The following is a 21,676-nucleotide window of genomic DNA, read 5'->3' as shown; positions in this document are numbered from 1 at the left end:
CATGGCCGCCAAGTGGATCGAAGCGCTCACCGGATCGCTCGAGCAGAAGAAGCAGTACAAGAACGCCAAGGGCCGCATCGACGCACTGCCCGAACCCCACCGCACCGCCGCCACGGCGATGCACCGCTACCTGCTGTACTACGGCGGCGTGACCGACGGAGACACCCTCACCCAGATGTTCGTCGACCTCGCGGACCTCTGGGAGCGGGCCGCGATCGATGGCATCCCGGTCGGCGAGATCACGGGAGACGACCCCGTCGACTTCACCGAGACCTTCGCGCAGTCGTACGCCGGCACCCGCTGGATCGACAAGGAGCGCGCCCGCCTCGCCGAGGCGATCGAGACCGCACGACGAGAAGAAGGGGAACGATCATGATGGACGACACAGCCGCCAGCGCGATCCGCGTCCGCGGCATCCGCAAGTCGTACGGCGAGCTCGCCGTGCTGCGCGGAGTCGACCTCGACGTGGCGAAGGGCAGCATCTTCGCCCTGCTCGGATCCAATGGCGCAGGCAAGACCACCCTCGTCAGGATCCTGTCGACGCTGCTGCCGGCGGATGCCGGCACGGCATCCGTCCTCGGATCCGATGTGGCAGCCGACGCTCGGCGCGTGCGGGAGTCGATCAGCCTGACCGGCCAGTTCGCCGCCGTCGACGAGGTGCTCACCGGGCGCGAGAATCTCGTCCTCGTGGCGAAGCTGCGGCACCTGCCTGACCCGGGCGGCGTGGCGGATGCCCTGCTCGCCCGCTTCCGGCTGACGGATGCCGGCAGCCGGCGCGCCGGCACCTACTCCGGCGGCATGCGCCGCCGACTCGACATCGCGATGAGCCTGGTCGGCGACCCCAAGGTGATCTTCCTCGACGAGCCGACCACTGGTCTCGACCCCGAGGCCCGCATCGAGGTGTGGGACATCGTGAAAGAGCTCGCGGGCTCCGGACGCACCGTGCTGCTCACCACGCAGTACCTCGACGAGGCGGAGCACCTCACCGACCGCATCGCGATCCTGCACGAGGGCAGCATCATCGCGCACGGCACGCTCGCCGAGCTGAAGGGCCTGCTGCCCGCCGCGAGGGTCGAGTACGTCGAGAAGCAGCCCACTCTCGAGGAGATCTTCCTCGCCGTCACAAGGAGGGACGCAGCATGACCACCCACGCATGGGCAGACACCGCCACTCTCACCGGCCGGTCGCTGCGGCACATCTTCCGCAGCCCCGACACGATCATCACGACCGCCGTCACCCCGATCGCGCTGATGCTGCTGTTCACGTTCGTGTTCGGCGGGGCGCTGCGCCAGAGCATCGGAGACGCGAGCTACGTCGACTACCTGCTTCCCGGCATCCTGCTGATCGCGATCGCATCCGGCATCGCCTACACGGCGTTCCGGCTGTTCACCGATCTGCAGGGCGGCATCTTCGAGCGGTTCCACTCCATGCCGATCGCACGGTCGAGCGTGCTGTGGGCGCACGTGCTCACGTCGCTCGTCGCCAACGGGGTGACCGTCGCCATCATCTTCGGGGTGGGGTTCGCGATGGGCTTCCGCACCTCGGCCGGCGTGCTCGAGTGGCTGGCGGTGCTGGGCATCCTGGCGCTGTTCACGCTCGCCCTCACCTGGCTCGCGGTGATCGCGGGCCTGACGGCCAAGACGGTCGACGGAGCGAGTGCGTTCTCGTACCCGCTGATCTTCCTGCCGTTCATCAGCTCGGCGTTCGTGCCGACCGAGACGATGCCGGGGCCGGTGCGCTGGTTCGCCGAGAACCAGCCCGTCACCTCGATCGTGAACTCGATCCAGGCCCTGTTCGCCGGGCGCCCGGTGGGCTCGGAGATCTGGATCGCGCTCGCCTGGTGCGTCGGCATCCTCATCGTCGCGTACCTGTTCGCGATGCTCGCGTACCGCCGCCGGATCGCCTGACCCGCGTGTGCGCGACTGCGGTGTTCACAATTCAGGACGGACGCTCGGATCGGGGCCGCCCGGCGGCGAGAACAGCCCGTTTCACGCGGGGTGTCCTGAGTTGTGAACGCTCAGCCGGTCAGCTCAGACGGCCGCCGGAAGCCGATCGGCTTCCGGCCGGCCGGCCTCAGGCGGAGCCGGATGCGGGGGCGCCGCCACCTCGGCCTCCCCGAGCTTGACGACGATGACGCCGGCGAGCACCAGCATCCCTCCGATCGCCTGGACGGGACCGGGCACCTGCCCGAGCATGAGCCAGCCGAACACCATCGCCGCGACCACCTCGGAGAGCGCGATGAACGACGCCAGCCGCGAGCCGAGGATGCGGGTCGAGGCGATGCCGAGGCCGTAGGCGAGAGCCGTCGCGATGACCCCGACCGCGATCACCGGCACGAACCACGGCACGGTCATCAGACGGAACTCGACGTCGGCCGTCGTCCATGCGAAGGGCAGCACGCCGACGACCGCGGCGACCGTCAGGCCGATCGAGCCGATCAGCAGACCGAGGCCGGCGAGGGCGATGGGCGGCAGACCGGTGTCGCCCCGCCCCGAGAGCACGAAGTAGGTCGCCGCGCCCACCATCGCGCCGAGCGCGAAGAGGATGCCGCCGACGTTCACGTCGCCGCCGGTCAGCACGTCGAGCATGAGCACGAGTCCGGCGAACGCGATCACGGCGCCGATGATGCTGCGCCGGCTCGGGCGCTCACCGCGTCGGACCCACAGCCAGAGGATCACCGCGATCGGGGCCGTGTACTCGATGAGCAGGGCGATGCCGACATCCATCACGGCGACCGCCTGGAAGTAGCAGAGCTGCGCGGTCGTGACGGCGAGCAGGCCGTACATCACGATCATCCCGGCGTTCTTGCGCACCATGGCCCAGCGCCCGCGCAGCGCGATCAGCGTGGGCACGAGCAGCACGATCGCCGCGACCCACATGCGCACGGTGACCGCGGCACCCGGGGTCCAGCCGGCGTCGATCAGACCGCGCGCGAAGACTCCCGAGGTGCCGAACGACAAAGCCGCTCCGAGGGCGAAGAGCAGTCCGATGTTGACCCCGCGGCGCGCGGCCGGCAGGCGGATGTCATCGACGACGGTGCTCATGAGATGTGACACTATCCCCGCGCGATGTAAGGTGTCAACATGATTTTCACCGATGACACCGAGGGCGCTCTGCGCTCGGCCGTCTGGCTGGTGAACTCTGCCGAGGAACCCGACACCCTCACGACGATCGCCGATGAGCGCGCGTTCCTCTCGCTCTTCCCCTACACGGGCCGCATCGACCGCGACGCCGCCGAGGTCGCGGCCCTCCGCGAGCTGCGAGGGCGCCTGCGCGCCATGCTGCTCGCCCCTCGCGACGAGATGGTCGCCCAGGTGAACTCGGCCCTCGCCGAGAGCACGCTCGCCCCGCAGCTGCGGCGTCATGACGGCATCGACTGGCACCTGCACGCGGTCGGCGACGCCCATCCGCTGGCCGAGCGCGTCCTCATCGAGACCGCGATGGCGATGATCGACGTCATCCGCGCAGACGAGGGCAGCCGCATCGCCGTGTGCGACGACGCGGACTGCGAGGCCATCGCGCTCGACCTGTCGCGCAACCGCTCGAAGCGCTACTGCTCGACCACGTGCGCGAACCGCAATGCGGTCGCCGCGTATCGCGCCCGGCGCGCCCGCGACTGACCTCGCCTCCCTCGCGCCTCGCGGCTCGCGCCGCTCAGGTCGCAGTTCGTCGCGCAAAGAACTCCGAATAGCGAGCGGGATCGCGACCTGAACGCGCAACAAGCCGGAGACAGCGGAACCGATCGCGACCTCAGCACCGGATGCTTCACAAACGATTATCGATTAGTGTAATCTCCTGAGCAGCACCCACCCCCGAAAGGATCAATGATGATCAAGGCTCGACTTCTTCCCGCGGTCGGCATCACTGCCGTCGCGGCACTCGCCCTGGCGGGCTGCAGCGGCAGCGCCGGCGCCGGCGAGGGCGGTGACTCGAACGAGAAGGTCACCCTGCGGATGCTCGTGAACGTCACGCCCAACCTCACCGAGGAGTTCTGGAACGAGCTCGTCGCCCCGTTCGAGAAGGCGAACGAGAACATCGACGTCGTCATCCAGGACCCGGGCGCCGAAGGCGTCGCCGCCGCCGTGCCCCGCCTGCTGGCATCCGGCGACGCCCCCGACATCGTGCAGTCGCTCGCTCCGAACGGCAAGCTCGCTCCAGAGCTCGTCGATCTCTCGCAGTACGAATGGGCCAAGAACGGCCCGCTCGCCGAGCAGTACTCGATGGACGGCAAGTACCTCATGGCCGGCATCGGCGTGCAGCTGCAGAGCCTCTTCTTCTACAACAAGACTGCCTTCGAAGAGGCCGGCATCACCGAGCTCCCCGAGACCGTCGACGACCTGACCGCCGCGCTCGGCAAGCTGAAGGACGCCGGCTGGACTCCGATCCAGGAGGGCGGCGACTGGATGTCGAGCCACACCCTGCAGTCGCTGGCCCTGCCCTCGGTGATCGCCGAGAACCCGAAGTGGTACCAGGAGATGTCGGCCGGCGAGGTCACCTTCGGCGAGACGTACGGCCCGGCGATCGAGGTCTTCTCGGACTGGGTGAAGCAGGGCTACGTGCCGAAGGAGGCGCTGGGCATCAAGTACCCGGATGCCGAGCAGTCGTTCCTCTCGGGCAAGACCGCGATCTACTCCATGGGCAGCTGGTTCGCCGGCTCGCAGGCCAAGGCAGCCGACTCGGCCGAGATCGGGGTCTTCCGCGCGCCCGCGATGGATGCCGGCGAGCAACCGGCCATGGGCGCGAACATCGCCAGCCCGTACTCGATCCTCAAGGTGAGCGAGCACCAGGACGCGGCGGCGAAGCTGATCGAGTACCTCACCACCGACAAGACGGCGGTGGCGGATCAGCTCGAGGTCGACGGCAACTTCCGCGACGGCTACGAGTACGAGATGACCGACCTCGGCAAGGAGCTGCTGCAGATCGTCGCCGACACCCCGGCTGAGGCGTACACCCCCACCGGTGGCGGCTACGGCGAGCGCACCCTGCCTGACGGCTACGCCAATGAGATCAACACCCAGACGCAGGCGCTGATGGGCGGCACGTCGGCCGCCGACGTCGTCGAGGCGATGGATGCCTGGTTCGCTGCGAACGCGGGCTGATCTGCCCTCCGTGTCCCGGGGCGCCCGCCGCCCCGGGGCACGAACGCCCCACCCCGGACAGGAGCCTCGACGGATGAGCGCGACAACCGCCCCGCAGCGTCACGGCGCCAGGCAGAACCGCGGCGCCGTGCAGCGCTGGCGCCGCCGCCTCCCCGGCGTGATCATGGCCGCTCCCGCCGTGGCGGTGTTCCTCGCGATGTTCGTCATCCCGATGATCCTGGCCGGCGTGCTGAGCTTCACCGACTGGACGGGCTACAGTCTCAACTTCGACTTCGTCGGCTGGGACAACTACGCCAGGGCCTTCCGCAATCCCCGTTCGATCTCGGCCGCCGTCTTCACCGGCGTGATCGCCCTGGTCGGCACGCTGTTCTGCAACCTGGTCGGTCTCGCGATCGCCGCGCTGATCTCGGGGCCGGGGCGCTCGAACACGATCCTGCGGACGATCTTCTTCTACCCGTACGTGATCAGCTCGCTGATCATCGGCTTCATCTGGTCGGCGATGCTCGCCCCGACCGGCGCGGTGAACGGGATGCTGGCATCCTTCGGCCTTCCTGCCATGCCGTTCCTCACCGATCCGACCTTCGCGAAGGCGAGCGTGATCTTCACCATCGTGTGGTCGCACTTCGGCTTCAACATGATCCTCTTCCTCGCCGGCATCAAGTCGGTGCCCGCCGAGTACTACGAGGCGGCCACGGTCGACGGCGCATCGCGCTGGCAGCAGTTCCGCTCGATCACGGTTCCCCTGATCGCTCCGGTGTTCACCGTGAACATCGTGCTGACCCTGGTCGGGCTGCTCAAGGCGTACGACGTCGTGCTGTCGCTGACCGACGGCGGACCGGCGGGCTCGACGCAGACGATCGTCTATCAGATCCTCAAGGACTCGTTCGCGAACTCGGCGCTGGGCTTCGGCGCCGCGCAGTCGATCGTGCTCCTCATCGTGACGGCCGTGATCGGCCTCGGCGTGACGCTGGTGCGCCGCCGTGCAGAGCAGAAGGCGGTCGACTGATGATCCGGCAGACGCGCAACCGCCCCTCGGCACTGGTCGCCAGCGTCCGCTGGCTCGTGCTCGGAGTCGTGGCGATCACGATGCTGATCCCCATGTACACGATGGTGATCAACGCCTTCAAACCGCAGAAGGACATCATCGAGAGCCCCCTGCTGATCACTCCGCAGAGCTTCACCCTCGACTTCCTGTGGGCGGCGATCACGAGCAGCAAGTTCAACGTCATCGCCGCGTACGGCATCACGCTGCTGTTCGTCGTGCTGGTCAACATCTTCTGCATCCTGCTGTCGGCTCCGGTCGCCTATGTGATCGCGCGCGGCCGCTCGAAGTGGCATCTCGGCCTGCTGCTGCTGTTCGTCTCGGGGCTGTTCATCCCCGGGCAGGTCACGCTGATCCCTGTGGTCTTCGTGCTGCGGATGCTGGGATTGATCAACACGATCCCCGGCTTCATCCTGTTCGAGACGGCGGCGACGCTGCCCGTCACGATCTTCCTGTTCAGCGCCTACCTGCGCAGCGTGCCCCGCGACATCGACGAGGCGGCGGCACTCGACGGAGCAGGACCGGTGCGCGCGTTCTGGTCGTGCATCTTCCCGATCATGAAGCCGGTCGTCGCGACGATCGTCGTGCTCAACTCGATCGGCGTGTGGAACGACTTCGTCAGCCCGCAGATCATCCTCGGGCCGAGCTCGGGCATCTACACGGTGACGACCGGCGTGTACGCCGCGGTCGGCCAGTTCTCGACCGACTACACGCAGGTGTTCCCCACCCTGCTGCTCGCCGTGCTGCCGGCCATGGTGTTCTTCATCGTCATGCAGCGGCACATCATCGGCGGCCTCGTGGCCGGTGCGACGAAGGGATGACGACCATGACCGCCCTCTCCGCTCCCCTTCGCTCGATCCCCGCCTGGGCCGTGCTGCAGCGACGCCTCTTCGACCAGGTCGAGCAGGCCAGGCGCGTGTTCCGCGACCGCTACACCACACCCGACGGGCGACTGCGCGGGGTGGCCGAGTTCGAGGACCGTGACGGGGTCGACGACCTGTACGAGCCGTTCTTCAACTGGCCGGCGTTCTACCTTCTGGGTGGGCCGGATGAGGCTCTCGCCGACAGCAAGCGCGTCTGGGAGGGCGTGACGGCTCAGCTGACCGAGGCGGGCATGCTGACCGACGAGTACGACAACGGCTACGACTGGTTCCACCAGGGCGAGTCGCTGCTGTTCTTCGCCGGCATCTGCGCTGCCGATCCGGCGGATGCCCGGTACGCGACGCGCGCACGGCGCTTCGCGAGCCTGTTCATCGACCCCGCGCACGGCAACTACGACGCCGAGCACAACATCCTCCGCGCTCCGCACAACGGCGCCCTCGGCGCCCGGCCCGGTCTCGACGACACGGTCGTGCCCTACTCGGCCGACCGTGCCGAGATGCGCCCCTACGGGCTGCCGATCCACGGGCTCGACGGCATCCGCACCTGGGACGACCTCGCCGACCCCGGCAAGGCGCTGCGGATGTCGGAGGAGATGCATCGCCGTGCGCAGGGCGACATCGCCGTGAACCTCGCGGCGACGTCGCTCGCGGCGAACGCCTGGCTGTACGACGGCGACGACACCGCGGCCGCGTGGATCCGACGCTATGTCGACGGCTGGCGCGAGCGCGCAGGCGACGGCATCATGCCCGACAGCATCGGACCGGACGGCGTCGCCGGGTCGATGCAGGACGGTCGCTGGTGGGGCGGCCACTACGGCTGGACCTGGCCGCATGGCTTCCACTCGGTGGGGATGAGCGCGCTCATCGGAGCGCTCAACCACGCCCTCATCACTCGTGACGACGCGGCGCTCGATCTGGTGCGCACCATGCTCGACGCTCTGCTCGCGCAGGCGCGCCCCGGTTCGGTCGCCGAGAGCTCGTACAGCCTGCGTGGCGGGTGGGCGGCGCGCTTCGGCGCGGCCGCACAGGAACCAGGGATGCTGGTGCCGTATCGCCACGGGGCCGACGGCTGGTTCGACTTCGGCCCGCTTCAGCTCGACGTGCCGATGTGGCTCTGGTGGTGGTCGCGCTCGGACGCAGACCGCGAGCGCCTCGAACGCGCGATCGCGGGCATCCCCGCATCCGCCGACCGCATCGCCCCCTTCCGCGACAAGACGGAGGCGGGTCATGAGGCGGGCTGGTTCGACTTCCTCTCCGGCCGCCGGCCGGACTACCCGGAGCGCGCGCTCGAGATGGCGCTGGGTCAGATCGCCAGACGCACCGCGATGATGCTGGGCGATGCGCTCGACCCCGATGCCACCCACCTGCACTTCTGGCAGCGCGTGAACCCGGTCGTCACCGAGGTGCTGACGCAGCTCGTCGGCGGGGCGCCTCAGGTGCTGTACAACGGCGGCCTCGGGCACACCGCGCTGCGCTACGAGGATGTCGATCGCGCACGACCCGGTCTGCCCGACGACGTCGCGGCGCTCGTGCACCGGCTCGATGCCGATGGCGCGGGAGTGCGTCTGGTGAACACGTCGATCGTGCACACCCGCACGGTGCGGCTGCGCGGCGGGCGCTTCGGTCTCGACCGCATCGTCCGGGCCACCGCCGCCGTCGAGGACTCCTCGGGCCACCCCGGAGCATCGGGCACCTACGCCTCGCCGATCGGCGCCGTCACGCTTGCCACCGTCGACTGCGACGACGACCTGGTCGTCGTGCTTCCCCCCGCGCACGGCACCGACCTCGACCTCACCATCGCGCGGGCGACCGGTTCGCCCCGCCACCTCACCCCCGAAGGACAGCCATGAGCGACGATCTGATCCGGCCCGACTTCCCGCTGCCCGTGCGCGGATCGCAGTACAGCCGCACCGACGAGGCCGTGATCGACGAGTTCGCCTCGATCTCCTCGGCGACGGCGTGCGCGAAGCTGCATCAGCTCGGCATCCGCCGCACCTTCGTCGACGGGCCGCGGCCGCTGACGACCGGCACGCGGGTGGTCGGCTCTGCTCTGACCCTGCAGTTCATGCCGCAGCGCGAGGACCTCGCGCTTCCGCAGGATCCGACGGCCGGCGTCGAGCAGGAGTACGCCGAGCGTCACACGGCGCTCTGGCACGTGCTCGAAGCCGTGCAGCCCGGCGATGTGCTGGTCGTGCAGGCCTATGGCAGCCGGTTCTCGGGCTGCCTGGGTGACATCCTGGTGCGCTACTTCATGCGCAAGGGCGGCGCGGGGATCGTCGTCGACGGCCGCATCCGCGACGCGGCCCGCATCCGCGAGCTCGGGATCCCCGTCTGGTGCACGGGCGAGACGCCGCACTACGCGTCCCAGTCCGAGCTCGCTCCGTGGGCGTACGACGTGCCGGTCGCCGTCGGCGGGGCCCTGTGCATGCCCGGCGACCTCATCGTCGCCGACGACGACGGTCCGGTGGTCGTGCCGCAGGCGATGGCCCCGCAGGTGGTCGCCTCGGCGCGCGATCACGAGGAATGGGAGGTGTTCAGCCGCCAGCGCCTCGACGAGGGCGCGCGCCTGAGCGACTATTACCCTCTGACCCCCGACAGCCGTGAGGAGTACGAGGCATGGCGTTCACTGCAGAGCTCCGCCCGCTGACGCCCGTCGCCGGGGCGCACGACGACCTCGGCCTCGGGTGCGCCCCGATCGGCAATCTGTTCACCCCGGTGACCGATGCCGATGCCGTGGCGACGATCGAGACGGCGCTTGCTCTCGGTGTGCGGTTCTTCGACACTGCGCCCCTGTACGGCGACGGCGAGAGCGAGCGCAAGCTGGGCCTCGCCCTGCGAGGCGTTCCCCGCGACGAGGTGGTGCTCGCCACCAAGGTCGGTCGCAGGCTCCTGGATGCCGACGGCTCGCCGGTCGCCCCCGGCGCCACCGGCGCGTCGTCGGTGACGGACCTCAGCCGCGATGGGGTGTGGCGCAGCCTCGAGGGCTCGATGGCGCGACTGGGCACCGACCGCGTCGACGTGCTGCATCTGCACGACCCGCTGGATGTCGAGGCGGGCCTCGCGGGAGCGATGAGGGCGCTGACAGAGCTGCGCGCGCAGGGGGTGGTGCGGGCCATCAGCGTCGGGCTCGGGCGCCTCGAGCCTCTCGAGCGGTTCGTCGCCGCCGCGCCTCTCGACGTGGTGATGGAGGCCGGGCGGCTGACGCTGCTCGACCGGTCGGCGGAAGAGCGCCTGATGCCCCTGGCCGAGGAGCGCGGCATCGGGGTGATCGCCGCCGGGGTGTTCAACTCGGGCATCCTCGCCGACCCCGACACCGCGCCGTTCTTCGAGTACCGACCGGCGGACGCCGACCGCATCGATCGGGCGCGCCGGCTGCAGGCGCTGTGCCGCGAGCACGGCGTCGCGCTGGCCGACGCCGCCGTGCAGTTCCCGCTGCGGCGCGGCGCGGACGCCGTCGTCGTCGGCGCCCGCATGCCTGCCGAGGTCGAGGCGTTCGTCGCGGGGCGAGGGGCCGAGATCCCGTCGGCGCTGTGGGACGCGCTCGAGCGCGACTGACCATGCGGATCGTCGACGCGCACGTGCACGTGTGGGATGCGAGGGCGTTTCCGATCCCCTGGCTGCGCGACGGGATGGGGTTGCCCGCCGTGGCGTCGCCCGCCGAATACCGCGCTGTGGCCGAGCCCTGCGGGATCGTCTCGGGGGTCGCGGTGCAGGTCGCCGATTCCGCCGCAGAGGCGCGCTGGCTCTCGGCCGTCACCCACGCGGATGCCGTGCTCTCGCGTGCTGTGCTGCAGTACGAGCCCGCGCCGGGGCTGGCCCTCGGGGCGACGGCGGACGGCGGCGCGGGCTTCTCGGGCATCCGGGCGGCCGTGCCGCAGCGAGCTGCCGACCTCTCCGACGTGCCGGGACTGGACGAGCTCGCCGCCGCGCTTGCGGCATCGGGGCGCGTGCTCGAGCTGCTGATCCGCCCCGAGCAGCTCGGCGGGGCCGCGGCTCTGGCTGCGCGGCATCCCGCGACACCCGTGGTGATCTGCCACCTCGGATTCGGCTTCGCTGACGTCACCGATGATTGGGTCGGCGGTCTCGACGTTCTCGCCGAGCAGCCCAACGCGCACGCCAAGTTCTCTGGACTGATCTCGCCGACACGCACCGACGCCGAGCTCTCGCACCTCGCCGACATCGCCTTCGCCTCGTTCGGTCCCGAGAGGCTGATGTTCGGCAGCGACTGGCCGCTCTCGGCCCGAGTCGCGGACTATCCTCGGCTGCTCGATCGGGTGCGTCTGGCGGTGCCGGATGCCGCGGGCGCAGCCTTCTGGCACGGCACCGCCGACCGGCTGTACGGCCTGCGCGCCTGACGGGCACCGGCCGCGAGACGCGGTGCGTCAGTCGAGCAGCGTTCCCGCGGCGTGCGCACGGAACAGATCGGCCGCGGCGTCGGGCGCATCGCCCTCGAGCACGTCGAGCAGACCGCGATGCCAGTCGGCGACCTCGTGCCAGTCACCGGTGAAGGTCGGGTCGCCGAGAACGTGCATGGAGCGCAGGCTCGGCTCGAGCAGGTCCCACATCTTGGGGAGGTACGCGTTGCCGCTCGCCTCGATCACCGCGCGGTGGAAGGCGAAATCGAGTTCGCGGAAGCGCGCGAGATCGCTGTTCTCGGCTGCCGTGTGCATGCCCTCGATGAACTGCTCGAGAGCGCCGCGCCGCTCGGCATCCAGCCGGCCGCAGGTCAGCCGGCCCGCGAGCGCCTCCAGCTCGACCCTGGCGACCTTCGCCTGCGCCGCCTCTTCGGCCGAGTAGCTGGCGACGAAGTTGCCCTGATGGCGCACATGCGAGACGAGACCTTCGTGCGCCAGGCGCTTGAGGGCGTCGCGAACGGGCGCCTGACTCACCTCGAGCTGGCGGGCGAGCTGCGACTCGACGAGCTGCTCCCCCGGACCCAGCGTCGAGTCCTTGATCATCGCCTTGATCATGGCGTAGATCTGGTCGGACAGCAGTCCGCGCTGCAGGCCTGCGGCGCCCATCACATCGGTCATGGTGCTCATTCTACTTCCGTTATCGACTATCGCTAATGACCCAGCGCGCGGTATGCCTCGCGCCAGGCCCGCGCGATCGCGTTCGACCCCTCCGGCAGCGGATGCACGCCGTCAGGCGCGAGGTCCGCGGCATCCCGTCCCCGGGCGGCCTCGGTCAGCACGTCGTGCAGCCGCACCAGCTGTGCACCGAACTCGTTCGCGAGGCGGGCGACCGCGGCGCGTTTCTCGTCCAGTTCCGGAAGCCACTCGCGCTGCTCATCGCTCACCGGCAGCAGGTACGGCTCCATGAGGATGAGCTGCGGCGAGCAGGCCTCGACCGCCGAGGTCAGCAGACCGCGCATCGTCGACTCGAAATCCGCCGTCGGGGTGGGGTCGTCGCTGTCGAAACGACGCCAGACCTCGTTCACGCCGACGTAGACCGTCAGCACGTCCGGCGCCGCAGGCAGAAGGTCCGAGTCCCACCGGGCGGCGAGGTCCGCCGCCCGGTTGCCGGCGATGCCGAGGTTGATCACCTCGGCACCGCCGGCCGTCAGCTCGGGCGCGAGGATCGACACGTAGCCGTCGCCGAGCGAGCTCGGGTCGGTCCTGTCGCGTCCGGCATCCGTGATCGAATCGCCGATGAAGATCAGCCGCATCGTTCCACTTCCAGATCCTTCTTGTTGTCCTTCGGCCGCACCGAGATCGGCAGGGTCACCGTCGCACCCTCGTGCGTCACGGTGAGCGTCTGCTTCGGCGCCACCTTCCGGCTGTCGAATCCGCTCACCATATCGGCCGTCACCTGCTTCTGCGTCACCCGGTCATCGCTCCACGCGACATCGAGCAGCATGCCCGAGACATCGAGTTCTTCACCGCGCAGGTAGCGCGTCTTCGGAGTGGCGTCCTTCGACCAGCAGACCGACACCACCTCGGCATCCGACGGCGCCGGACGAACCGCGAACGTGTTGGTCTTGCCGTAGTGATACAGGTTGAAGAAGCCGTCCGCCCCGATCTTCAGGTTCTGGCGGGAATCCAGCATGTTCCACACTGTCTTGCCGTCCACCCGGAGCACGACGCGGCTCGCGTCGCCCTCCTCGATCGCGCCGACCTCGATGAGGTGGGTGCTGTCCGGCTCGATGACGGTGTTCGGAATGACGTCGAGCATCGTCTGACCTGGCGACCAGCTCTGGAACTCGATCGTGTCCTCCTTGATGACGAAGACGTACCCCGTGTTCGAGTTCTGCCAGGCCGGAAGACCGGTCTGGTCGGAGCGCACCTGGAAGCCGTACCAGCCGCCGTCGAACGCGCCGAAGTCCGCCTCGACCTGAAGCAGCGTCGAGCCGAAGCGCTCGGCCTTGTAGCCGTACACGCCCTGTTCCGTGAGCTTCACGCCGTTCTCATCGACGGCGATCCCCTTCGCGACGCTCCAGTTCGCGGCATCCGTCAGCTGCTCGTCGAGCCGCTGAGTCGGATACTCGGCATCCGTGACCGTCACGGCGACCTGAGCCGTGAGCGACGGATCGGCGACGGATGCCGCAGTGATCGTCGTCGTCCCCGCGCTCACCCCGGCGATGCGGCCGTCGGCGACGGTGGCGATCGCGGGATCGGCGCTGGTCCAGCTGACGCGCGTGTCACTGGCGTCTTCCGGAGCGGTGGTCGCCTTCACCGTGCGGCGCTCGCCGGTGCGGAGATCGAGCTTCGCGGTGTCGAGCGCCACGCCCGTCACCGGCACATCCGACAGCGAGAACCCGATGTTGTCGATGTCGAGGCTCGTGAAGCCCTCGACGTAGAAGCCGACGCGACCGGGGGCGGCGGGTGCGGGGTCCTTGCCCTCGAGCGACACCTTCCCGTTGGTGACGATGCGGATCGTGCCGTCCTGCACGGCGATGCGCACATGCGAGGTGCGGCCGTTCGGCAGACCCTCGCCGGCGGGCAGCACCTTCTCGGCGACGATCTGCCAGCTGCTGTCGAAGATGGTCCAGGTCGGACCGGCGTCGGCGTTGCGGTAGCGGATGTACCCTCCGCGGTTCTGGTGGCGGTTGTAGATCAGCAGATCGGACTTCACCGTGTCGCCCGCGGGCGGGGTCACGTCGAAGTCGAGCACGAACTCGCTGAAGTCCCGCGGCAGCAGGGCGTTCGCACCCTTCACGATGCGGTAGACCTTGTTGCCGTTCGCATCTGTCTGAATGCTGCGGTTCGGGTCGGTCGGCCAGCCGTTCGCCCCCGATTCGAAGTCGGTGAAGTGCAGCACGCCGTCGCCCTCCGAGACGATCACCTCGATTGCGGCCGTCTTGGCGGGGTCCGACTTCGCCGTCGCGGTGATCATCGTGGTGCCGGGGCCCACGCCGAGCACGATGCCCTTGTCGTTCACGGTGACGACCGATGCGTCGGCCGAGGCGTAGGTGAACTCGGCGCCCGACGCGTTCCACGGCAGCGAGACCGCGCGGAGGCGCACCTCGTCACCGGCATCGAGCAGAAGCTGGTCGCTGTCGAAGGCGACCGCCTCCAGGTCGATGCTCTCGGGTGACTGGGAGTGGCCGACATGGCCCTGCAGCCCGATCTTGTCGAAGGCGATGGCCTCGAACCCGGGGATCTTCGCGAAGACCTCGGAGTCGGCTTTCAGCGTGTAGTCGCCGTTCGCCGCATCCACGAAGCCGGGGTCGGCGGTGGCGACCATGTTGACGCCGTAGTCGAGCAGGTTCTTGCCGTCTTTCGCGCCCTGATCGTTGATGCCGGCGATCGGCTTGCGGTTGGGGTTCCAGACGACGTTCTTCGCGAACGTGCTGTGGTTCGGGTAGTAGTGGTCGTCTTCGAAGAAGTGCCCGAGCTCGGGATACTTCTCGAGGTAGGGAGTGCCGACGAAGTCGTTGTTCTCCTCGAACACGCGCTTCCACTCCGGCATGTACGACCGGTCGACCACATTGCCCTCCTGGTCGCCCATCCACTGCTCGTAGTTGTCGTACGGTGCGAAGGCGTCGACGAAGACGTTGTTCGTCGCGGTGATGTAGTCGGCGGATCCGCTCTTGATCGCCGCGTTGCCCATGTTGACGAACACGTTCTTCTCGATCGTGAGGTCCCACGTGAAGTTGTCGGCGTAGATGCCCTCGACGCCGGCCATGCCGACGCCGATGTCATGGAAGTGGTTCTCGCGGAACACGTGACCGCGCTGCTGCGGGGTCATGCCGGAGTTCATGTAGATCGCGCCGAGGTCGTTGAACATCTTGCAGACGTCGTACACCTCGTTGCGCTCGAACAGGTGGTCGTTGCCGTGCACGATGATGCCGGGGTGCGGCGCGTCGTGGATCTTGTTGTTCTTGGCGACGTTGCCGACGCCGTCGAACATCACGCCGGGGTTGTAGGCCTTGTGGTAGTACGCGAAGTCGGCGATCTCGGAGTTCTGCACGCGGTTGCGTCCCGGCGCGAGGGTCTTCTTGTCGCCGCCCTGCAGCACGACGCCGACACCGCCGACGTGGGTGATCCGCGAGTCGGTGACGGCATGGTCGCGCCCGCCCCTGTTGATCGGGATGCCGTCGTAGGTGTACCTGCCGGGCGAGTTGATCAGCACGCCGCCGTCGGTGAAGTTGCGGATGTCGGCGTGCGAGATGGTGACGTTCGACCCGCCGAGGATGACGGCCGCGGTCGCCCTGCCGTATTCCATGACGATGTCGTCGAAGGTGATGTGCGAGGCATCCTCGGCGCGGATCATCGGCTCGGCGAGCGTGGTGACCGTCACGTCGCCGCGGCCCTGCGTGAAGGCGGCGTTCGGGATGAGGTACAGCTTGCCGGCGTCGCGATCGATGTAGTACTCGCCAGGGGCGTCGAGCTCTTCGAGAAGGTTCTGGGCGAAGTGGAAGTCGGGGAACCAGCTCTTCATGATGCCCGACATCTCGCCGTAGCCCAGCGTGATGGTCTTGGCGGCCGTGTCGATCTTCTCGATCCTGTTGTACGACCACTCCCAGCTGTAGCCGAAGATGCCGTCGAGCCAGATGTCCTTCGCCGCGGTCCAGTGCTCGGGACGGTCGTAGGTGTAGGCGAACGTGCCGCCGCGCTCCTGCAGGTCGGCGTCGTTGCGGGTGGGCCCGGGGTCGATGATGTCGCCCATCTGCACGGTGGGAGTCGCCGCGTCGGCGTTGGGCCAGCGGGCGAGAGTCATGCCCTGCCCCTCGATGAACAGTTCCATCGGCGGGGTCTCGCTGACGTCGTTCGCCTTCCAGTAGCCGTGCCTGCTCAGCTGGCCGTAGTCGGTGAGGCCCATGGCCTCGAGGTCGAGCTCGAGCACCTTGTCCCGCGCGCTCTCTTCGACGATGCGCCCGGTCACCGCGGTGTCGGCGACCTTCGAGAACCGGTCTCTCGGCAGGTCGCGCCCTCCCGTCAGCGTCGCCGTCTCGCCGGGGTACGAGCGGTACTCGATGGGCGCGTCGGCGGTGCCCGAGTCGCCGGCGCCGAGCAGGAACGACGAGCTGCGCTGGTACTCGCCCTCGCGCAGCAGCACGGTCATGCCCTCGGGCAGACCGGTGTCGCCCTTGAGCTGGCGGATGCGGTCGCGCGCGCCTTCGAGTGTGGCCAGAGGTGCATCGATGGTCCCTGCTGCGCTGTCGTCACCCCCCGGCGCCACATAGAGTGTCGGTCCGTCGGCGGCCGACGCGGGTGTGACCGCGAAGGCCGAGCCGATCATCGCCGCGATCGCAGCTGCTGCCAGTGCACGCTTCATTGCGTCTCCGATTGCTCTCTGGGGAGTGGGTCGAGGGGACGACCTTTCGGAAGCCTAGCTAATCGATAATCGCTAATCAAGGATCGATGTTGCGCCTCGGATAGGAACTTGCGCGCTCACTTCTCCCCAAGATTTATCATTACTTCTCGTTACTTGATCGTGACTGATCGCAGTTGACCCGGCCGCGGCAGTCCGAAACACTGGTGTTTCCGCGATACCCGCACTCATCGCCGAGAATCTCGAAGGCCAAGGATGTCCATTTCATGACACAAGTACCCATTTCTTCACAGAAGACCACGGGTCACCGCCCCCGGCGACTGACGGACGGGATGTTCGCCCTCCTCCTGACCGCTCCCGGGCTCGCCCTGCTGGCCGCTGTCGTCGTGTACCCCCTGATCACCGCGCTCATCACCGCGTTCTACAAGCAGAGCCTCGTGGAGCCGGGACGCGAGTTCGTCGGATTCGACAACATCGTCGACGTCCTGACCGGCGACTTCTTCACGCTGCTGAGCCAGACGGTGGTCTTCACGCTCGGCACGACCATCGCGCCGTTCGTGATCGGCTTCGGCCTCGCGCTGGCGCTGAACACGAAGATCCGCGGCGCCAAGGTGCTGCGCGGTCTCATGCTCATCCCGTGGCTCATCCCCGGCGTCGTGGTCTCGTTCCTCTGGATGTGGATCTTCAACGCCAACTACGGCGTCATGAACGCGCTGCTCGAGTCGGTCGGCCTCATCGACGCCCCGCAGGCCTGGCTCGCGGATCCGACCACGGCCATGATCGCCGTGATCGTCGCGAAGACCTGGCAGTCGTTCCCCTGGATGATGGTCATGCTGCTCGCCGGACTGCAGACTGTTCCGCCCGAGCTGCACGAGGCGGCCGAGATCGACGGCGCCGGGACCGTCCGCCGCTTCTTCTCGATCACGGTCCCCCAGATGAGCGGCATCATCGGCCTCGTCCTGCTGCTCGAGTTCATCTGGAACTTCCAGCACTTCGACATCATCTACGTGCTCACCGGCGGCGGACCCGCCGGCTCCACCGAGACCTTCGCCACCGCGGTGTACGAGACCGCCTTCGACGGCTTCGACCTCGGCAAGGCCGGTGCGCTCGGCTTGCTGTGGATGGTGCTGCTGATGGGGCTCGTCGTCGTCTATGTCCGCTTTTCCGAGAAGGGGGAGAAGCGATGACCGCGCTGCTCACCGAACCGCCCGCCGTGGCATCCGCCGCGCCCGCTCAGCCGCCGCGCAAGCGCCGCGTGCGTGCCGACCACCGCGCCGTCACCGTCAGCGCCTGGGTCGCCGTCGTCGTGTTCGGCGGGTTCGCGCTGCTCCCGGTGTACTGGCTGCTCTCGACATCGCTCACACCGCGCACCGAGGTCTTCTCGTACCCGCCGCGCCTGTTCCCCTCCGAGATCAGCTTCGACGCGTACCTCGCCCTCGCGAACAACCCCGCCCTGTTCGGCTACCTCCGCAACAGCATCATCGTCTCGGTGATCACCGCGGTGCTGTCGGTGATCGTCTCGGCCTACATGGGATACGCGTTCTCGAAGTTCCGCTACCGCGGTCGACGCAGCCTGATGTACTTCGTGCTCGCCTCGCAGATGTTCCCCCAGGCACTGCTGCTGATCACGCTCTACAGCGTCTTCGCCGCCTATGGACTGCTGAACAGCTACGCCGCACTGGTGCTGTCGTTCACGACGTTCACCCTGCCCCTGTGCGTGTGGATGCTGAAGGGCTTCTTCGACACGATCCCCGACGAGCTCATCGAGGCCGCGCTGGTCGACGGAGCCTCGCGCATGCGCATCATCCACTCCATCGTGCTGCCCCTCGCCGCACCCGGGCTGATCGCCGCGGGCCTGTTCGCGTTCGTGCGCGGCTGGAACGACTTCATCTTCGCGCTGACCCTCGCCGGTCCCGACAAGCAGACCCTGCCACCAGGGCTCGTGAACACGTTCATCGGCGAGGCCTCGACGGCCTGGCCCGAGCTGATGGCCGCGTCGCTGGTCGTCTCGCTGCCTGTCGCGATCGCCTTCATCGCTCTGCAGCGCTACCTCGTCGGCGGCATGACCGCCGGTGCCGTCAAGGGCTGACCTGCCCATCCCCTCCCCTCCATCACTCGAAGAAGAGAGAATCATGTCCCACCCCACCCCCTCCCTCTCACGTCGCCAGCTGCTGCAGTTCGCAGGGCTCGGCACCGCGGGCCTGCTGCTGGCCGGATGCATGCCCAGCGGCGGATCCGCCGGCGGCGCGCCCGCCGCGTCGGGCGGTTCGCTGAAGCCCGGCGGGTTCACCGCGACCGACTTCGACTTCGCCAGCTGGTCGCTCACCGAAGAGGCCGCCGCTCCGGCGATCCGCGCCCTCCTCGACGGGTACGCCAAGAAGAGCAAGGTCGACATCACCGAGGTGTCGTTCCCGTACAACGAGTACTTCAAGCAGCTGATGCTGCAGGTGCGCGGCGGCCAGTTCTCGGGCGCGGCCCACGTCGACGTCGCCTGGCTCGCCTCGCTGGCCGCCCTGGGCAAGCTCGAGGACGTCTCGGCGTTCACCAAGGATCGCGGATACACCGCCTCGTCGCTCGAGGCCGCGCAGTTCGACGGCGTGCAGTACGGCTTCCCCTGGACCATCGGCGCGATCGGGCTGGTGACCAACTCCGAGCTGATCCAGAAGGCCGGCATCGACGAGTTCCCCGTCACGGTCGACGAGTACGAGGGCGCGCTCAAGAAGCTGAAGGGACTCGGCGGAGGCCTGATCCCCTACGCCGCGTCGACGAAGGCCGCCCAGCTGAAGGACGTCCTCATCTGGATGGAGACCTTCGGCAGCCCGCTCGTGAAGGACGGCGAGGTCGCCATCGGCGATGACGCCTCGATCGAGGCCATCACCTGGTACAAGTCGCTGTACGACCAGGGTCTGATCGCTGCAGACGTCGACCGCTTCGACGCCCGCGCGCTGTTCTCGCAGGGCCGGGCCGCCATCTACGACGACGCGCCCGTGGGCCGCAATGCGGTGGTGAAGGACTCGCCCGACGCCAAGCTCGGCGAGAAGCTCGTCGCGGAGTCGCGCCCCGTGCTCAAGAAGGGCGACACCCCTCGCGCGCTGGTCTGGGGCGGCGCGATCGTCGTCGTCGGCGGCGCGGGAGCAGACGCGACCGGGACCGCGGCCGAATTCGGGCAGTGGGCCACGAGCGACCTCGACGCGGTCATCGCCGACTACGAGGTGCGCGGGCTCCCGCCGGTGATCGAGAAGGCCCAGAGCTCCGAGGCCGTCACCTCCGACGCGTTCGGCGCTCGCTTCGCCGAGAAGATCACCGCCACGGCGACGGTGAACCCGTTCTGGCAGTACCCCGAGTACGCCCAGGTCGAGACCGCGATCGCCGAGCGCGTGCAGGCGGTGCTGGTGGGCCAGCAGAGCCCGAAGGACGCCATGACCCAGGCCGGCGAGGCCGCACAGAAGCTGATCGGCTGATGGGCATCCCGATGTCTCGCCGTCGCACCGCCCTCGCCGCCGCCGCTGTCTCGGCCGTGACCGCTGCCGGTCTCGCGCCGGCCGCCGTCGCGGCTGTGCACCCGACCCATGTCGAGACTGTTCCGTTCACGGTCGACGGCTCCAATCAGTCGGGCTGGTGGAACCCCCTCGCCGTGGTGGACGACACCACGTACTTCGCGTACAACGTCCCCGCAGGCGTGAACCGGCACGAGGTGCATCTCGCATCGCGCTCTGCCGCCGGCGAGTGGACATCCGGATGCCTCCGGCTCGACACCGGCGCGTGCGCGAACTACCTGAACGACAACGGCCACAACCAGCCGTCGATCGCGATCGACGGCGCGGGCGACATCCATGTCTTCGCGTCGATGCACCACGAGGACTGGAACTACTTCCGCTCCACGACCCCCGGTGACGTCACCTCGCTCGTCGAGGTCAGTGCCGAGCTGCCCGATCAGGGCGGCACCATCTCGTACCCGATCACCTCGGTCGGTCCCGACGGAGACGTGTGGCTCATGGTCCGGACGGGCCCTGACACGCAGGCGCGCCGCGACGGAGTGCTCTACCACTACGACCTCGCCACCGGGGTGTGGCAGCGCGAGACCGTGATCGCCTCGGCGACGAACTTCTCGGTCTACCCCGACGACCTGATCGTCGATGACGACAACAAGGTGCACGTGCTGTGGGAGTGGCACCGCTGGGCAGCGGGACCGTACCGCCACCTCGGCTCCTACGCGATCTGGGATCCGCAGGCCCAGTCGTTCGCCGATATCGCCGGCAGCGCGCTGCCCGCGCCCATCACGCCGAGCACCCCCGGGCAGGTCGTCTTCCAGCCGTTCACCGGGGATGAGGACATGAACAGCACAACTCCCGCGTTCCAGACCGCCAAGATGGCGGTCAAGGACGGTCGCCTCGACAGCGTCGTGTACCGCTACACGGCCGACGGCTCAACGCGCTTCGACCTGCGCCGCGCCACCTGGAGCGGCACGGAGTGGCAGCGCGAGACGCTCATCGACGTCGACGCCCTCGGCGCCGACATCGACACGATCGCCGCGATGGATGCCACGGCGCACGGTGCGAAGAGCCGCGCCTACGCCGTGCTGTCGGTGCCGGTGTGCGGCGTCGCGACGAGCCAGGTCGTGATGCTCGAGTCGGCCAAGGGCCGCACCGGGTGGGCGATCGAGGCGATCGGCGACCCGATGCGCGGGCAGCAGCGACTGCGCGCCGCGACGGCCGACGACGGCACCGACGTGCTCTATCTGAGCGCACCGGCGACCGCGGGCGGCGGCACGCTGCGCTACGCCGAGGTGCCGCGCTCCGGTCAGAAGCGCACCGGCGGCTCGCTCGCGCAGATCGTCTCCGACCTGCGCGCCGACTGCGCGCCCTGACCCGCACAGCTGAACCCTTCACCCGCGACACCCCTGGCGGGTGCCGGCCCGCCGGCACCCGCCACCCTCA

19 protein-coding genes are annotated in these 21,676 nt (G+C 68.6%); 15 read left to right on the top strand and 4 right to left on the bottom strand.

What is annotated here, in order from left to right:
- Position 1 precedes the first annotated feature (1 nt).
- From AB0N59_RS05765 to AB0N59_RS05755, 3 genes are read left to right on the top strand one after another with little or no spacing between them, the layout of a single operon-like run.
- Positions 2-376, top strand: coding sequence for a DUF1048 domain-containing protein (locus AB0N59_RS05765; RefSeq protein ID WP_204974695.1), 375 nt, complete (start codon positions 2-4; stop codon positions 374-376).
- On the top strand, positions 373-1,143 hold the full coding sequence (locus tag AB0N59_RS05760; RefSeq protein WP_363480017.1) for an ATP-binding cassette domain-containing protein: 771 nt from the start codon (positions 373-375) through the stop codon (positions 1,141-1,143). Before AB0N59_RS05765 ends, AB0N59_RS05760 begins: the two co-directional genes overlap by 4 nt.
- Positions 1,140-1,907, top strand: a complete 768-nt coding sequence (locus AB0N59_RS05755) for an ABC transporter permease (RefSeq protein WP_363480014.1) — start codon at positions 1,140-1,142, stop codon at positions 1,905-1,907. The genes AB0N59_RS05760 and AB0N59_RS05755 overlap by 4 nt, the downstream gene beginning before the upstream one ends.
- Before the next feature lie 123 nt (positions 1,908-2,030).
- Here the strand turns inward: AB0N59_RS05755 and AB0N59_RS05750 are convergent, their stop codons facing one another.
- On the bottom strand, positions 2,031-3,044 hold the full coding sequence (locus tag AB0N59_RS05750) for an EamA family transporter (protein ID WP_363480011.1): 1,014 nt from the start codon (positions 3,042-3,044) through the stop codon (positions 2,031-2,033).
- 39 nt (positions 3,045-3,083) lie between these two features.
- Between AB0N59_RS05750 and AB0N59_RS05745 the strand changes: the two genes are divergently transcribed.
- From AB0N59_RS05745 to AB0N59_RS05710, 8 genes are all read left to right on the top strand, one after another.
- A complete protein-coding gene (locus tag AB0N59_RS05745; RefSeq protein ID WP_363480008.1) occupies positions 3,084-3,620 on the top strand; it encodes a CGNR zinc finger domain-containing protein in 537 nt (178 codons plus the stop codon).
- Positions 3,621-3,827: 207 nt separating this feature from the next.
- Positions 3,828-5,099: an ABC transporter substrate-binding protein gene (locus tag AB0N59_RS05740; protein ID WP_363480005.1), complete on the top strand. Its 1,272-nt coding sequence runs from the start codon at positions 3,828-3,830 to the stop codon at positions 5,097-5,099.
- 73 nt (positions 5,100-5,172) lie between these two features.
- Entirely contained in the window at positions 5,173-6,105 is a 933-nt protein-coding gene (locus AB0N59_RS05735) for a sugar ABC transporter permease (RefSeq protein WP_363480002.1), read from the top strand.
- Entirely contained in the window at positions 6,105-6,962 is an 858-nt protein-coding gene (locus AB0N59_RS05730) for a carbohydrate ABC transporter permease (RefSeq protein WP_363479999.1), read from the top strand. The genes AB0N59_RS05735 and AB0N59_RS05730 overlap by 1 nt, the downstream gene beginning before the upstream one ends.
- Before the next feature lie 5 nt (positions 6,963-6,967).
- Positions 6,968-8,872, top strand: coding sequence for a hypothetical protein (locus AB0N59_RS05725; RefSeq protein WP_363479996.1), 1,905 nt, complete (start codon positions 6,968-6,970; stop codon positions 8,870-8,872).
- Entirely contained in the window at positions 8,869-9,669 is an 801-nt protein-coding gene (locus AB0N59_RS05720) for a ribonuclease activity regulator RraA (protein WP_204974703.1), read from the top strand. The genes AB0N59_RS05725 and AB0N59_RS05720 overlap by 4 nt, the downstream gene beginning before the upstream one ends.
- On the top strand, positions 9,639-10,577 hold the full coding sequence (locus tag AB0N59_RS05715) for an aldo/keto reductase (protein ID WP_363479993.1): 939 nt from the start codon (positions 9,639-9,641) through the stop codon (positions 10,575-10,577). Before AB0N59_RS05720 ends, AB0N59_RS05715 begins: the two co-directional genes overlap by 31 nt.
- Positions 10,553-11,377, top strand: coding sequence for an amidohydrolase family protein (locus tag AB0N59_RS05710; RefSeq protein WP_363479990.1), 825 nt, complete (start codon positions 10,553-10,555; stop codon positions 11,375-11,377). Before AB0N59_RS05715 ends, AB0N59_RS05710 begins: the two co-directional genes overlap by 25 nt.
- A 27-nt stretch (positions 11,378-11,404) precedes the next feature.
- On the opposite strand, the gene AB0N59_RS05705 is transcribed toward AB0N59_RS05710, so the two are convergent.
- The 3 genes from AB0N59_RS05705 to AB0N59_RS05695 are packed head-to-tail and all read right to left on the bottom strand — an operon-like array spanning position 11,405 to position 16,742.
- Positions 11,405-12,055, bottom strand: coding sequence for a GntR family transcriptional regulator (locus AB0N59_RS05705; RefSeq protein WP_363479987.1), 651 nt, complete (start codon positions 12,053-12,055; stop codon positions 11,405-11,407).
- A 32-nt stretch (positions 12,056-12,087) separates the two neighbouring features.
- Positions 12,088-12,690, bottom strand: coding sequence for an SGNH/GDSL hydrolase family protein (locus AB0N59_RS05700; RefSeq protein WP_363479984.1), 603 nt, complete (start codon positions 12,688-12,690; stop codon positions 12,088-12,090).
- Positions 12,681-16,742: an Ig-like domain-containing protein gene (locus tag AB0N59_RS05695; protein WP_363479981.1), complete on the bottom strand. Its 4,062-nt coding sequence runs from the start codon at positions 16,740-16,742 to the stop codon at positions 12,681-12,683. The genes AB0N59_RS05700 and AB0N59_RS05695 overlap by 10 nt, the downstream gene beginning before the upstream one ends.
- Before the next feature lie 329 nt (positions 16,743-17,071).
- Here AB0N59_RS05695 and AB0N59_RS05690 point away from each other — a divergent pair, with 329 nt between their 5' ends.
- Genes AB0N59_RS05690 through AB0N59_RS05675 form a run of 4 tightly spaced genes read left to right on the top strand, consistent with a single transcriptional unit; the run spans position 17,072 to position 21,606 of the window.
- Positions 17,072-17,926, top strand: a complete 855-nt coding sequence (locus AB0N59_RS05690; protein ID WP_363479978.1) for a sugar ABC transporter permease — start codon at positions 17,072-17,074, stop codon at positions 17,924-17,926.
- A complete protein-coding gene (locus AB0N59_RS05685) occupies positions 17,923-18,828 on the top strand; it encodes a carbohydrate ABC transporter permease (protein WP_363479975.1) in 906 nt (301 codons plus the stop codon). Before AB0N59_RS05690 ends, AB0N59_RS05685 begins: the two co-directional genes overlap by 4 nt.
- 43 nt (positions 18,829-18,871) lie before the next feature.
- Positions 18,872-20,200 (top strand): extracellular solute-binding protein, encoded by a 1,329-nt coding sequence (locus AB0N59_RS05680; protein WP_363479972.1) that lies wholly within the window; start codon positions 18,872-18,874, stop codon positions 20,198-20,200.
- Positions 20,200-21,606: a BNR-4 repeat-containing protein gene (locus AB0N59_RS05675; RefSeq protein WP_363479969.1), complete on the top strand. Its 1,407-nt coding sequence runs from the start codon at positions 20,200-20,202 to the stop codon at positions 21,604-21,606. The genes AB0N59_RS05680 and AB0N59_RS05675 overlap by 1 nt, the downstream gene beginning before the upstream one ends.
- Positions 21,607-21,676: the final 70 nt, after the last annotated feature.

It is taken from the genome of Microbacterium sp. NPDC089321 (assembly GCF_040684935.1).
In the GTDB taxonomy this organism is placed as follows: domain Bacteria; phylum Actinomycetota; class Actinomycetes; order Actinomycetales; family Microbacteriaceae; genus Microbacterium.
This window is presented reverse-complemented; position numbering and strand designations above follow the sequence as displayed.